Below are 13883 nucleotides of genomic sequence, written 5' to 3'. Positions count from 1 at the left end.
GCTCCTTGCCTAAAGCTTTTATTCGCTGACTGAATTTGATTCGTTGAGTGAGTTTGAATCGTTGCCGAGCATTGAATAGAAATAGGAAATATCGCGGATGTCTTGGTCTGAAAGTGTGTCGGCTTGTTGCTGCATGAGAATTGCCAAACCACTGGTTCTTTCCCTTGTCTGATAGTCTTTTAACGAGGAAATGAGATATCCCACCTTTTGACCGCGAAGGTTCGGGTAGGGGTCTTGCGTTGAGATGCCATCAACGCCATGGCAGGTCATGCACACCTTTGCTTTCTGCTTACCTAACTCGAATTGTTCTTGATTAACGTCAGCAGAAACAGGAAACATGACCAACGTCATTACTAGGGTTGAAAGTGTCGTCATGGGGTTAAATTTTTTTATATTCAAACTCATTCTCGATTCCCTTGATTATGAAATGAGTAAGCTTTTTAAGAGCGACACACGATACCTGCTGGTGGAATAGAAGTGACAGATATCAGAAAACTAGGCTCTCAAAGCTGCTTACGTTCGATTAAAGGTTATGCAGCAACAAGCATTCTTGCTACTTACTGACTCATATTTATTGTTAATTTTGATGGTCAGTACGTATTCAGTGGCTGGATTGGATTACTCATTGCCTTTAAAAAGCCGGGATTACTGGTATGAACGCTAATTAAAGTCTTATTTAGAGGAGGGAAGGTGTTGTTCGCATCGGGTTACAGGAATGAAACGTTATCTCAGAAAGAGTCGAACTGCATTATTGAGAAAATAGGCAATGTCTAAGCAAGTCAAATGACCAATATGAACTAGACTCAATTTAGTGACCTTTTTAGAATGGAGTTTAAAATGAGAGCTGCACTTCTGTTTATACTTTCACTTTGTTCATTTTCTATTTTTGCAGAATCCGAACTCACAATATTCGATCACCTAGGGCAAAAGCATCAATTCAGTCGAGAACAACTGCTATTGCTCCCTCAAAAAGAAATTACCACCTCATTACCTTGGCTGGATGGGGAAGTGGTTTATAGCGGTGTGGCCTTACAAACGGTGCTTGAAACAAAGGACTTACCCATGGCTTCGCAAGTGACCTTTGTTGCACTAAACGACTATAAAATAGCGGTGCCCAAAGAAGACTTTGACGATTACCAGTCGATCATTGCAATTAAACAAAATGGCCAATTTATGTCAGTCAGAGAAAAAGGGCCGTACTGGTTGATATATCCACTTTCTTCGACTCCAGATATAGATAATACAGACTTCCATGCCAAGATGATCTGGCAGATACGCGATATTCATTTGTAAGGACTTCGTATGAAAAAGCTGTTGTCATTGACTGCCATTAAAGTCGTCGTGTTATCTTTAGCGGCAGTGGTGCTCACCGTTAATATCTACAGTGTTACCCGCATTAACGATATTAATAAGAGTTTTTCTACACGACAAAATGAGGCAACGTGGTTCGTCTTTCAATTGGTGAAAGAATACGCTAATTTCTTGATGGTAAGCCGTTCTGAAACCATTGATTATGATGAGTTATGGTTAGCGTACGATATTACGTGGAGCCGTTTTGACATATTGATTAACAGCACTGAGTCTTCCAATTTCATCAAGTCAGCAAACTTTAAACCTTATTTTAGTGCGGAATTTGACAAATTTAAGAGCTTGGAATCCTCAATTAAACTGGTCAGTCAAGGGTTGTTGCCCAAGGAATCTCTGCAGAAAAAAGTCGATATTTGCTACCACACACTCGTCGATTTTATTAATGACAAGTTTCGATTACAAAGCCCTGTGATTGAAGAAAACACCTCAATGGTTGATAACTTGGTTACCGTTCATCGGATCAGTAGCGTTTTTCTTGTTGGCATCTTGTTATTGACTGGGATTATTTTTTATATGGATTTTTCTATTAAAAGAAAGCTCTACTCTACGGATTTTATTACAGGGTTTCGCAATCGAATTTCGTTGATGAAATTTGTTAAGAATAGCTACTCGAAGGACAAAAACTTTGATCTCTATTTTGTCCGAATCAGAAATCTTACCGAGATTAATCAAAAATATGGCCTTGAATATGGGGACCTTGTGGTGAGCTCGGCTGCTAAGTCTTTGACCACCAAGATCCCTGAAAGCACCATTTCATTCCGTAGCAGTGGAAGCCAGTTCTTATTCTTCATTCCTGATCATTTGTACGCGAGTGATGAAATTCAGGACAAGTTTAACGACGTCCTTAGTGATTACATCTCTGCAGGTAACTTAGAATTGATGATTGACGCCGTAGTGAGGCACAAGAAGAACATAAGCTCTAAAGACATGATGGAGCTGTTGACCTCGATGCAAGGCTAAGCATCTAAAAGGTTTGGTCGTGGTTATTAACTAGTCATGCTTTCAAGATACGACTACTGTTTCTGATTAAGTGCCACAATCCTTTCGTTAGAGCTTGGTTCTAAAAGGGCTTGCTGATCCAGAATAGTTTGCGGATTGTGGTCACGAACAAATTCAATGAACTCAATGTAAGTGAGTGGTTGGCTGAAAAAATAACCCTGTATTAAGTCGCAGTCGGCTTTTTTAAGGTGATGATATTGTTCGAGAGACTCGACACCTTCGCCAACAACGAAGGTGTCACAAGAGTGTCCTAAGTTAACCATGGATTCGACCATCTTTCGGTCAGCTTTGTCGTCGACGATATTATCGATAAAGCTTTTATCAATTTTAAGCTCATCGACAGGGTAGTGAAGAAGTTGGTTAAAAGCTGTATAGCCAGTACCGAAATCGTCAAGAGACACTTTTAAACCTAAGCTCCTGATACTTTCGATAGTCTGCACTGTAAGTTTACTGCTTTTAACGTAACTGGTTTCGGTAATTTCTATAATGATGTTGGCTGGTGGTACTTGATAACGCTCGATTACCTTTCGAATATTGTCTGCAAAGTTACGATTGTAAAGTTCCATTGCTGATATATTTATTGATAAGCTACCTGTGTACTTGTGAATTTCAGAGAGCTCTTTATAGCTTTTTATTGCGGTACTAATGACCCACATGTCGAGTTTGGATATCAAGTTACTTCTTTCGGCGACCGGAATAAACTCATCCGGGCCAGCCTTTATATCAAATAGAGCAGGGCAGCGAATCAGACATTCTGCTCCGTCAATCTGAAGTGTCTTAGCATTGAAAATAGGCATAAAGCGAAGTTCAAAGTTGTCGCTTTCACAACACTCCAATAGCCTTTTTTCGATAACGTCATGTCTTTCTAGTGAATGAAGTAGTTCTTCGCCGTAAACGATTCGGCTTTCTCCATCACTGTGCGCTTTGGCATTAATCAGCATCTCATCGATGCATCGGTGCCATATCTCCTCGAACTTAGGGGTATCGACGGGTAGTACACCTGTTGCAATTGAAAGCCTGAAACCATAGTAATCAAGGAAAGTCGTGCCTGTTAGGGTGTTGTTAATGTTCTCAATTTCTTCGTTTATTGATTGGTGCTCACCCATTTCCAATATGGCAATGAATTGGTTTCCTCCTAGCCTTGCAACTGAATAGTCGCTGCAACTGAAGCCGAAAGAGGATTGTTGATTCTGCAGGGTTTCTCTTAGTGTTTTGGCCAGACTAACGAGTACATTGTCACCTACTTTTGCACCATATAAGTCATTGATTTTACGGAAATCGATAATGTCCCAGCAAACCAGATAGCAATGAGGGCTTATCGAGCTTTTTAGACGCACATCGAGGTGTCGGATGAACGAGCGTCGGTTGGCTAATTTAGTTAATTGATCAAATTCAGCTTCGAACTTTAATTCCGTGAGTGAATCAATGTAAGCGTTCTTCAAACCATCAATTTCACTGTGCCCGGATGAACGCTTGAAATACCTCAGTTTAAGTCCGCCAATCGATATCTCGTGTAGTAGCTCTCTGAGTGGACGTACTAATTGGTAGCGCACCACCATGTGTACGATGAGCATAATAATGAATAGTGTCGTCAAACTGCCAAGTAAGGTCTGCTTAGCAATGATAGATTTTTCCTGATTGAATTTTTTTTCGCGAATATTAACTTGAGCGAGGAAGTGACGGCTGTTCATCTCAACTTTGATTCTGTCTTTGGTTTGTTCAAACGATTTGATAACAAACTGCGTATTCTCTATGTGTGCAGTATTCGATGATGGCTCAATCAGAAGCTGCATATTGTCATCATCGTTGTATTTTATTAGTAAGTTGGATAGTTGTTTTAATGGACCATCTGCAATTAGTATGTATCGATTTAGGCTGTCGTTTGCACGTTTGTCTTGTGGGAGCAAGTAAGGGTCGATTGCAATAACGTAAGCGTATCTAAGTTCACCACTCACAGAGATATATGAGAAGCCTTTATGAGACAGCTCGTTTTTATTGATTAACGAGGTATAGATATCGAAGATTTTTTCATAGATGTTATCGGGGATCTTTAACCCTTCGAAAGGGTCTGCTCGTAACGTAGATAGCGTTAACTGAAACTTAGGATCAACGATATAGATGTTACGTTGACCAAATTGATTAACGTGACTTTGGTTTAAGACACGAAGCACTCTTTTTTCCAGCAGGGACAAGGTTGTGTAGTCACTAGGGTTTTGAATATATCGCAAGAACTGTAGCGATGAACCTATATCTTTTACAAGCAAAGATAGACCAAGTTGCTCGTATTCAGCCGCCACGAGCGCGGTGTTCACATCAGATTGTACTTCGTCTAAGTACATGTGTTTCGCGTGGTTAGAGGCTAAGTGGTAAGTAACCATTCCGCCTATTGCAAATACGAACAATAAAGTAGGAATGAGCACAAAGTAGAGCTTCTTTAATACTGGCATTAATTATCTCAAACTGTCGACAATGCGGTTACGAATTTGAATGCTATTGGGTTCGAGTTGCTGATACAGATAGCTGCGTTCTAAAACCTCTTTGCTAGGGAAAAGCTCCGGATCATTTTGGTATTCTTGCGTTGTTAAGGCTTTTGCTTTTGAGCTTGGAGTTGCAAACCATGAATCCATTGCGTTTTGAGCGGCGATCTCGGGTTGCGACAAGAATGATAGAATCGTTGTTGCTTGTGCAGACAACTCTCCGTTATTAATCGCAGCAATGCACTCTAACCATAACGTTGTGCCTTCTTGAGGTACGATGTAAACCCAAGAGGCATCAGGCTCCAAATCATTGAGTACATAACTGTCACCAGAATAACCGTAGGCAAGGTCGATGTTAGCAAGACGTTCGGGTTGGCGAATATAGTCGATGACGTATTCGTTGCTTTCTAGGTGTGGCTTTTGAGCTTGCAGGGTTTTATAGGCAACGCGAAGTTCCTGCTCATTATTGGTGAATGGATCAAATTGATTTGCTAACAGTGCAGTACTCACCAAATCCGTAGGTTCGTAATACATACTTATGCGGCCACTGCTGTTCGTGTCTGGTTCGAGAATAGCGTTCCAAGAGGTGGGAGCGTTTAGTTTGTCACTGCGATATAAGATTCCCGCAGTCCCCCAAGCGTAGGGAATGCCATACTCGCCACATCCTTCAACCCACCGTGAATCTATGTTACCAGCAATGGATTGTTGTAACTCACTGAGATTATGAAACAGGTTCTGCTTGGCTAACGCATTGAGCTTTACACTTTCTATAATGACTAGCTCAAATGCGCCACGACGTTCGCTTAATAGCACTTCATCTCTGATCGACTCATCAGAAAAAAACTGCTGTTTCAAAGAAATGCCGTACGTGTCACTTAGTTGGGTCACGACACTATTGGATAGAAATTCATCCCAATTGTAGAGATAAATATCATTTTGTTGGCTAAACGCTGTGCCAGTTAAAAAGGATGATGACGCAAGAACTGAAACATAAAATGCTTTCACTGACGGATTCCTTTCCTACTTTGCTTAACTAAATCGTAGCCCAAATTTTGCGACATAGCTCAAATTTAGGTCTCTAATTTCAGTTCAACCTAACGCAATGCATCTAGGTGTGAAAATCCTATGACCTAATTGGAACTAAAAGTAAGCTTTGAGCACAAAATCATTATGTTAAATCAAGGGGATATCAACCTTTGACCGACGAACGCCTGAAGAAGTGCACGAATGACTCATCTACTTCCGATTTGGCACGACGAAAACACGGGATTTGTTTGATTATTAGGTCATTAGTAAATATATATTCATCTACTTGAGCATTTTTTCGTTAGTTATGCAATAGTAGGGCATTAATTGAACGACAGGAGGTTGGTTTATGGATGCAGGTTTAGTTGGGATTTTTGTTACCGTGGCGATTGCTCACTTTTTGGCGCTATTGAGCCCCGGACCAGATTTTGTGATTGTGGTAAAGAGTGCTGTTAAAAATAAGGGTAGAAAAGCACTCGGCGTTGCATTCGGTATTGCCAGTGCCAATGCAGTCTATATTGGTTTGTGTCTTATTGGGGTCGGTTCTATTTTGGCAGCTTCGGTTTCAGTGATGATCGCTTTAAAAATTATTGGCGGTTTGTTTCTGGTGTACCTTGCAGTTCAAGCGATAAGAGCGAAAAAATGTAATTACAGTAATATCGATGTTGTCGAAGAAGGTGTCTCCATTCAAACCACTTTTCTTAAAGAATTTGTTACGGGTTTTCTATCGGGAATCCTTAATCCTAAAAACCTTTTGTTCTATTTGAGCTTATTCACGGTTGTACTGAATAATGAGGTGGGTTTCATGTTTAAATTAGGGTTAGGCATTTGGATGACAGTGGTTGTGTTTGTGTGGGATGCCGCGATTATCTTCCTTTTATCTGCACCTAAAGTTCGACGAGAGTTTACACGTGTTGCTTACTATATTGATAAAGTGACAGGAGTTATGTTGGGTCTGCTTGGCTTGACCATTGTGAAATCTGCTCTGGTACGTCAGTAGATTCAATAAAGTTACCATTGCTGAGTAACCTCACGTTTGTGGCACGATACAATGCCTATGTGCCGCGAATGTGTGCTTGTTTCCTACCAGGGCTGATACGTTTTATCTCTTATCTGCCCGATGTTAAACCCTCAGGTTAATCCACCAATTCTTTTCATAACTGCTTGTTTATCATTCCTTAGTTCTTAAATAAGTATTAATAATGTTGCTGTTGAACACTTGTAGCACGGGGTGTTTGTGCTTATTGTAGGCTGCAATGTCTATTCAATATCAGCGCTAGGAGCCATTGTGAATTTAGAGATATATCAAGTGGATTCGTTCACAACTCAAGCTTTTAAAGGAAACCCTGCAGGGGTTTGTATTTCACAAGAACCTTTAGAAGAGTCGTTGATGTATTCGATTGCTGAAGAGATGGCAGTATCAGAAACGGCATTCTTAGCCCTCAATACGATGACGTTGAAATGGTTCACACCAGAAGTTGAAGTCAAATTATGCGGTCACGGTACGTTGGCAACAGCGCATGTGATGAAGGAAAGAGGGTTAGTCAATGTGGGTGAGGTTGTGACGTTTGATACGCTTTCAGGAGAGCTATCTGCCACAGTTTGTGACTCCACAATCGAGCTTGACTTCCCAAGTACTGTGCTTGATCTTGGATTGGATACTAATAAAGATTTGCTTGAATATTTAGGGCTGTGTGAAGCCCAAGTCGTGTCATACAGTGAGTTCGATACCAAGCAGTTTATTGAGGTTGTCAGCGAACAAGTTTTATTAGATTTATCACCAAACTTTGATGCTCTAAAGCGTATTAAAGGTCGAGGCGTTGTTGTGACAGCATTGTTGTCGAACTCTGAGCTTGATTTTGTTTCGCGCTATTTTGCGCCGTGGGTGGGTGTTAACGAAGATCCCGTTACGGGTTCAGCGCATTGCGCTCTCACACAATACTGGTCCGAGAAACTAAACAAAGCGCATTTCAATGCTTACCAAGCGTCGCGCCGCGGTGGGTATGTATCGACAGAGCTATTACCGAATGGTCGTATAAAACTGATGGGGTCTGCAACCACCGTAATCAGTGGTACTTTAAAAGTCTAAACTTCAATATCATTCATAAAACAGCAACGTCATAATTTAAATCTGCTAGGTCACTACTTAAGGAATAATCGTGTCAGCTTTTTATCTTTCTCAGGTATTAGTCGCAATTGCTATTTGTTTCGATCTTCTGTCTTTTCAATTTAAAGAGAGGAAGAAAATCGTCACATGCTTGTTTTTTGCAGGCGTTCTTATTTCTAGTCATTTCATTTTGCTCGAACAATGGACGGCGGCAAGTTTGATGATCATCGCGACCATTCGATATTTGACGAGCGTGTTTTCTACGTCACCCAAATTTAAATATTTGTTCAGTTCCATGTCAGTAGTCGCAACGGTTGTGACTTACTCGGGGCTCACTAGCATATTGAGTTGCTTTGCTTCCGTATTTCAAACCTTTGCAGCCTTCAATAAAGATGACCGTCGATTAAGAGAGTTGATGATCATCGGAACTAGCTTTTGGTTGGTTCATAATTACTTAGTTGGTTCTCCAACTGCTGTACTGATGGAAGCGCTATTTATCTGCAGTAACTTGGTTGGCTATTATCGTTTCTATTTCAGAAAAAGTGCTGTGGCTTATAGCTTATAGCTTATAGCTTATAGCTTATAGCTTATAGCTTATAGCTTATAGCTCAGGCGCTCAGGAAGCTAAGCTTTAGATAAAACGATAAAGCACTGCACCATATTCATCTAACAAGGATTAGGAGAGAGCGATGTCAAATATCTACTCGGATGTGCCTTCGTCAATACCCGACGAAATCTTCAACGACATCATTACTACTGAGAATGTGCGGATTGAAAGAATAATATCTCATGGGCACCGTTCTCCAGAACAAGGTTGGTATGACCAAAATGAAAACGAATGGGTTATGGTGCTAGAGGGGCAAGGTGTTATTGAGTTCGAAGACGGACGTGTCGTTACCTTGTCTAAAGGGGATTACATCAATATTGCCGCGAGAGAGAAGCACAAGGTTGTAGGTACGGATAGAGACGTTGTGACTATTTGGCTAGCTGTGTTTTATCGTTAGTATTGCTATCAAGTAGTGAATAGGCAATCAGCAATACATGAAAGGACTGTGTCGTGGTTAGAATTCGAAATTACCAAGTTAGTGATGCCAAAGCATTATGGGAGATCTATTTCCATACTGTTCGAAATATTAACGTTCGAGACTATTCTCAAGAACAAGTTGAGGCTTGGGCTCCAAGTGACTTTGACTCCGAGGTGTGGGAAAAGTGTCTGCATCGTATCCAACCTTTTGTTGCGGAGTTGGATGGCCACATTGTTGGCTATACTGACCTGCAACCAAATGGGTTGATTGACCACTTCTTTTGTCATCATGAATATCAAGGTAAAGGTGTAGGGCGAGCTTTGATGGAGCATGTATTCGAGATTGGTCGATTTCGTGGTGTATCGAGATACTTCTCTGAGGTGAGTATTACCGCTATGCCTTTCTATGAGCACCTTGGCTTTAAGTTAGTGAATGAACAGGAAGTCGAAATACGTGGCGTTAAGCTGACTAATTACGTGATGGAGAAAACCACTAAGTAGCCATTAACGTTATGTCTAGTGTAGGTAAAATTGGATATGCTCAACGCTTAGCCCAGTAGGTTAAAAAGGGTGTGAATTGTCACACCCTCAAAGAGTTTGGTTTGCCTGAGACTTTCTTTCTATTTGATTATTTCGGGAGCAAGACCGTATCGATTACGTGGATTACACCATTGCTTGCTTCCACATCAGCCGCAATCACTTTTGCATTGTTAACCATAACCGTGCCATCGCTTACGCTTATCATCACGTTTTGACCTTGGATTGTTGTCGCTTTGTCTATTTTCATAACGTCTGCCGCCATCACTTTCCCTGCGACTACATGATAAGTTAGCACTGCGACTAATTTGTCTTTGTTTTCCGGTTTCAAAAGCATATCGACAGTACCATCTGGCAGCTTGGCAAATGCTTCATCGGTCGGAGCGAAAACGGTAAAAGGTCCTTCTCCTTTCAAAGTATCTACAAGTCCACCCGCTTTAACAGCAGCTACAAGTGTATTGAAAGAGCCATTTCCTACTGCGACATCGACGATATCTTTTTTCATCTCATGATGATTGGCGTTAGCGAATGCACTAAAAAAAAGTGCAGCGACAAGAAGAGATAGAGACTTGCTAATTTTATTAATCATGTTGGAATCCTTTGAGTTTGTCCGTTATTTTCGTCAGGTATTACGAAAGGCTCAAAGCGATGGATCAATTTATACCAATCACAGTAAGTAAGTGATCAAAAATAGCGCAGGAAAAAAGCTTGAGAACAAGGCTGCTCTTTTCAATAAATAGTTATTCTACAATCAAAAAACCTAACGACGTTATCGATATTTTTAACAAGCTAGGGTGAACAGTTATTTACTACGATTGGTATTATTATACCTTTGAGCTATTTGCTTCGAGAGCGAACTTTACTCTATGAACAGGCGAGTGAGGGCCTTCAATGGTGCATTTTTAGTATTTGAGTTTGTTATTTATGGGCTATGACGATTATTCAATTATTTCTGTCACTTACGGTTGTAGCTACTCGTTGCTATCCGTAATATGAAAATTAGCTTAAGGATAGAAATAGACAGTAAGGAATCACTTTGGAAATACAAATTAGACATCTTGAAACCACAGACAACCAAGACATTTTTGATATTTATCGTCATTCATCAGTATCAGAAAATACCTCACAAAAACCTTTCCTTAGCTCTGATCAAGTGGAGCGATTGTTTGGTCATTCAGACCATTTCACTTTAGTCGCAGAAGTGTCAGGTAAAGTCGTTGGGCACATTACCTTATTCATGACGACTAAGGTGAGAGACCGACATAGTGCTGGCTTAGGGATTGCGATTCACCCTGATGCACACGGCAAAGGGGTTGGGAAGGCATTAATGAAAGAAGCGATTAATCAGGCTGATAATTGGCTTAATCTGGTCCGTCTGGAGCTAGAGGTTCATGCCGATAACAACGCTGCCATTGCTTTGTATGAACGAGTAGGTTTTCAGTTAGAAGGCACTAAAAGGCTGAGTACATTCAAAGGCGGGAAATACATTGATATGTTGTTGATGTCGAGGATTAGACCTGATTATCGTTGATTGTTAGACCTATAACGTCCTATTTAGATGAAATCAAAGAAGCTGGCAGTGTGCCAGCTTCTTTGGTTTGAACGAGATATTTTATAGACTTGTTCGTAATCGAATCTACTTGTTCACGTAATCTTTGAATTTCTGCTTCGTTTCAGCATCGGCTTTTTCGTACCAAAAATACAACATTTCTTCAGCTGTGTTAGCCGCATTTCCATCAATTTTTGCTGGAAGTGTTACAGGTTGAACAACCGCCGCTGTTGCGCCTGCTGTTGTACCTATAGCTAGTGCAGCAATGCCGCCTTGCTGGTTGTATTCTTTTGCTTCTTGAGGGTATTTACGTCCAATTTGCATACCGTCTTTAACTAGCTTGTCTTGCTTAACGCTGATTTCATTCTGGTTCTCGTCAACAAGGCTCCACTCTAAGTTTTTAAACCCAGATTTTGCTTCTGCTGTGTTGCGGTATTTTGGCAGATCGAAAGTCAGTGTGGTATCAGTCGCATCGAATGTTGCGATAACAGCATCGCTGTCTACGAATTCACGATCGTTACCTTTATCAAATGCAAGTTGATATTGGAATACGATTTGGTTTTGGCCATCTGGTACCGTCAGTGTTTTATGAGAAGAGAATAAGCCGCCGTCTAAGTCAGGCTTAGCTTCGTTAACCGCTAGAATATCAACACTGGATGGAACTTGGATTTCAACGTCAGCTAATACTGAAGGTGCAGCAACGATAGCTGAGAGTAGGGCAATGCTTTGGATTGTCTTCATAATCATACAGTTGTTAGGGTGAGTTAAAATACAATCGCACGCATATCTCTGTATTTCAAGTGATGTCCGTGGGATTTGAAAAAATTTGCGTAATCTTAACGTAACGGTCATAAACGAGGCGAGCTACAAGGCTATGCGAGTAAATGTATGCGGATAACCTTGTTCGTCACTCGTCTGTTAAAGGCTTATGTGGGACAGTTTTCATTGTTGATATACTGAAAAGCCGTGGTAGCACTTGAGCTATCACGGCTTTGTTTCGCTTTCCTAGGGTTGGTTAAGCTTTTAGCTAATTATTTAGCTTGCGCTGCTGCCGCTTCTAATTGCTTAAGTTTACCTTGAAGCATGTAAGCATTTTGGTTGAAGTTACCAGGGTTCAACACTTGGCTTTGCTGCATTGGGTAGTCAGGTAGCGTGTTCATGAACTCTTGTACTTTGCCGCCTACTGGTACGAATAGCCACATGTTATCTGCCATCCAGCGTAGGTACATGCCCGATTCGTGTGGTGCTTTTTCGAATGGGTCAGCACGTAGATGAACGACTTGAGGCCAGTTTGGTTGGAAGCGAACTGCATCAACAATGTTCCCGTCCATTACTGCGAAAGAAATTTTGAAGTCATTCCAACGTACCGCATTTAGTTCAGCGTTAGCAGAGAAGTAAAGCATGCTATCACGAGGGCCTTGCTCTTCTTTACCTTGGAAGTAAGGTAGGAAGTTGTAACCATCTAGGTGTACACGCCAGTTTTTACCGTTGTAAGTCGCACCTTTATCAGACGCTAGTTTCTCAACCACTTTATCATCACCAGCGGCTGCTAGTAGAGTCGGGATCCAGTCTTGGTGACCCATGATGTCGTTGATCTTAGTTCCCGGCTTGATAGTACCAGGCCAGCGAACTAGCTGAGGAACACGCATACCACCTTCGTAAGTTGTACCTTTCTCACCGTGGAAGTAAGTTGCACCACCATCAGGCCAAGATACTGTCTCTGCACCGTTATCGGTAGAGTAGATTACGATGGTGTTGTCTGCGATCTTAAGCTCATCAAGCTTGTCTAGAAGGATACCGACTTGGTCATCGTGCTCTAACATGCCATCAGCGTAGATGCTGATACCAGATTTACCTTGATACTTCTCTTGTAGACGAGTCCAAACGTGCATGCGAGTCGTGTTGTGCCAGATGAAGAATGGTTTGTCAGCTTTCACCGCTTTTTCCATGAATGCTAAAGATTCTTCTAGGAACTCTTCATCCGCATGCTCCATACGCTTACGCGTCATAGGGCCTGTATCTTCAATCTTACCGTCAGAAGTCGACTTGATTACACCACGAGGGCCAAAGTTCTTACGGAACTCAGGATCTTTAGGGTAGTAGTATGTCTCTGGCTCTTCTTCCGCATTTAGGTGATAAAGGTTACCAAAGAACTGGTCGAAACCGTGGTTCGTTGGAAGATGCTTATCTTGGTCACCCATGTGGTTTTTACCGAACTGAGCTGTCATGTAGCCCTGTTCTTTAAGAAGGTCTGCGATAGTTGGAGCCCAATCAGGGATACCATGGTCAGAGCCCGGCATACCGATAGTCAGTAGACCTGTACGGAAAGGTTCTTGGCCGGTTAGGAATGCAGCACGGCCAGCAGTACACGATTGTTGACCGTAGTGGTCAGTAAATAGTGCGCCTTCGTTAGCAATACGGTCGATGTTAGGTGTTTCGTAACCCATCATACCGTTGTTGTATGCACTGATGTTGAATACACCAATGTCATCACCCCAGATAGCAAGAATGTTTGGTTTTTCTGCTGCTATTGCCGCTGAAGAAGCTGCTAATAAGCCAACACCTAATGCTAGTTTATTAATTTTAGTACCCATAAGGACTCCGATTCACTTTTAAGATTAATGCGTTAGAACAACACATCGATGAGCAAATGTTATTCTCAAAATTCCGTTCCGTCCTTTTATAGTGCTTATAACCAATCGTTATGATGTCTAGTTAACTTATTGATTCATATCAGTTCCAGTGTGTTGCCAGAACAGCCCCTTAGTTTGTATGTGTGATCCTTATCATGTTTGT

At 41.4% G+C, this 13883-nt stretch carries 14 protein-coding genes; 8 read left to right on the top strand and 6 right to left on the bottom strand.

The window, feature by feature from the left end:
* Positions 1-18: 18 nt before the first annotated feature.
* On the bottom strand, positions 19-405 hold the full coding sequence (locus tag AB6D80_RS01130; protein WP_004730436.1) for a cytochrome c: 387 nt from the start codon (positions 403-405) through the stop codon (positions 19-21).
* A 420-nt stretch (positions 406-825) separates the two neighbouring features.
* Between AB6D80_RS01130 and AB6D80_RS01125 the strand changes: the two genes are divergently transcribed.
* Complete coding sequence (locus AB6D80_RS01125) at positions 826-1293, top strand: hypothetical protein (RefSeq protein WP_372187568.1); 468 nt, start codon at positions 826-828, stop codon at positions 1291-1293.
* A gap of 9 nt (positions 1294-1302) precedes the next feature.
* The gene (locus tag AB6D80_RS01120) at positions 1303-2328 is read left to right on the top strand and encodes a diguanylate cyclase domain-containing protein (RefSeq protein ID WP_372065934.1); all 1026 of its coding nucleotides are present in this window, start codon (positions 1303-1305) and stop codon (positions 2326-2328) included.
* A 53-nt stretch (positions 2329-2381) separates the two neighbouring features.
* On the opposite strand, the gene AB6D80_RS01115 is transcribed toward AB6D80_RS01120, so the two are convergent.
* Positions 2382-4814 carry a putative bifunctional diguanylate cyclase/phosphodiesterase gene (locus AB6D80_RS01115; RefSeq protein ID WP_372065931.1) on the bottom strand — a complete coding sequence of 811 codons (2433 nt, stop codon included), beginning with the start codon at positions 4812-4814 and terminating at the stop codon, positions 2382-2384.
* A 3-nt stretch (positions 4815-4817) separates the two neighbouring features.
* Positions 4818-5849, bottom strand: coding sequence for a PotD/PotF family extracellular solute-binding protein (locus AB6D80_RS01110; RefSeq protein WP_135381852.1), 1032 nt, complete (start codon positions 5847-5849; stop codon positions 4818-4820).
* 370 nt (positions 5850-6219) lie between these two features.
* Here AB6D80_RS01110 and AB6D80_RS01105 point away from each other — a divergent pair, with 370 nt between their 5' ends.
* From AB6D80_RS01105 to AB6D80_RS01085, 5 genes are all read left to right on the top strand, one after another.
* On the top strand, positions 6220-6870 hold the full coding sequence (locus tag AB6D80_RS01105; RefSeq protein WP_009844948.1) for a LysE family transporter: 651 nt from the start codon (positions 6220-6222) through the stop codon (positions 6868-6870).
* Between the two features lie 288 nt (positions 6871-7158).
* A complete protein-coding gene (locus AB6D80_RS01100; RefSeq protein ID WP_372065927.1) occupies positions 7159-7959 on the top strand; it encodes a PhzF family phenazine biosynthesis protein in 801 nt (266 codons plus the stop codon).
* A 70-nt stretch (positions 7960-8029) separates the two neighbouring features.
* The gene (locus tag AB6D80_RS01095) at positions 8030-8542 is read left to right on the top strand and encodes a YgjV family protein (protein WP_372065924.1); all 513 of its coding nucleotides are present in this window, start codon (positions 8030-8032) and stop codon (positions 8540-8542) included.
* Positions 8543-8666: 124 nt separating this feature from the next.
* Complete coding sequence (locus AB6D80_RS01090; protein WP_371694497.1) at positions 8667-8981, top strand: cupin domain-containing protein; 315 nt, start codon at positions 8667-8669, stop codon at positions 8979-8981.
* Positions 8982-9034: 53 nt separating this feature from the next.
* Positions 9035-9502 (top strand): GNAT family N-acetyltransferase, encoded by a 468-nt coding sequence (locus AB6D80_RS01085; protein WP_371694496.1) that lies wholly within the window; start codon positions 9035-9037, stop codon positions 9500-9502.
* A gap of 127 nt (positions 9503-9629) precedes the next feature.
* Here AB6D80_RS01085 and AB6D80_RS01080 read toward each other — a convergent pair whose 3' ends face one another.
* On the bottom strand, positions 9630-10127 hold the full coding sequence (locus AB6D80_RS01080; protein ID WP_009844953.1) for a fasciclin domain-containing protein: 498 nt from the start codon (positions 10125-10127) through the stop codon (positions 9630-9632).
* A gap of 447 nt (positions 10128-10574) precedes the next feature.
* On the opposite strand from AB6D80_RS01080, the gene AB6D80_RS01075 reads away from it, so the two are divergent.
* On the top strand, positions 10575-11069 hold the full coding sequence (locus tag AB6D80_RS01075) for a GNAT family N-acetyltransferase (protein WP_009844954.1): 495 nt from the start codon (positions 10575-10577) through the stop codon (positions 11067-11069).
* Between the two features lie 105 nt (positions 11070-11174).
* Here AB6D80_RS01075 and AB6D80_RS01070 read toward each other — a convergent pair whose 3' ends face one another.
* A complete protein-coding gene (locus AB6D80_RS01070) occupies positions 11175-11828 on the bottom strand; it encodes a DUF2057 family protein (RefSeq protein ID WP_135384274.1) in 654 nt (217 codons plus the stop codon).
* Between the two features lie 290 nt (positions 11829-12118).
* Positions 12119-13681, bottom strand: a complete 1563-nt coding sequence (locus AB6D80_RS01065; RefSeq protein ID WP_372065919.1) for an arylsulfatase — start codon at positions 13679-13681, stop codon at positions 12119-12121.
* Between the last annotated feature and the right edge of the window lie 202 nt (positions 13682-13883).

It is taken from the genome of Vibrio sp. 10N.247.310.17 (genome assembly GCF_041466605.1).
Classification (GTDB): Bacteria; Pseudomonadota; Gammaproteobacteria; order Enterobacterales; family Vibrionaceae; genus Vibrio; species Vibrio tasmaniensis_A.
Note: the sequence above shows the minus strand (reverse complement) of the source record. Positions and strands in the feature narration are given on the sequence as shown.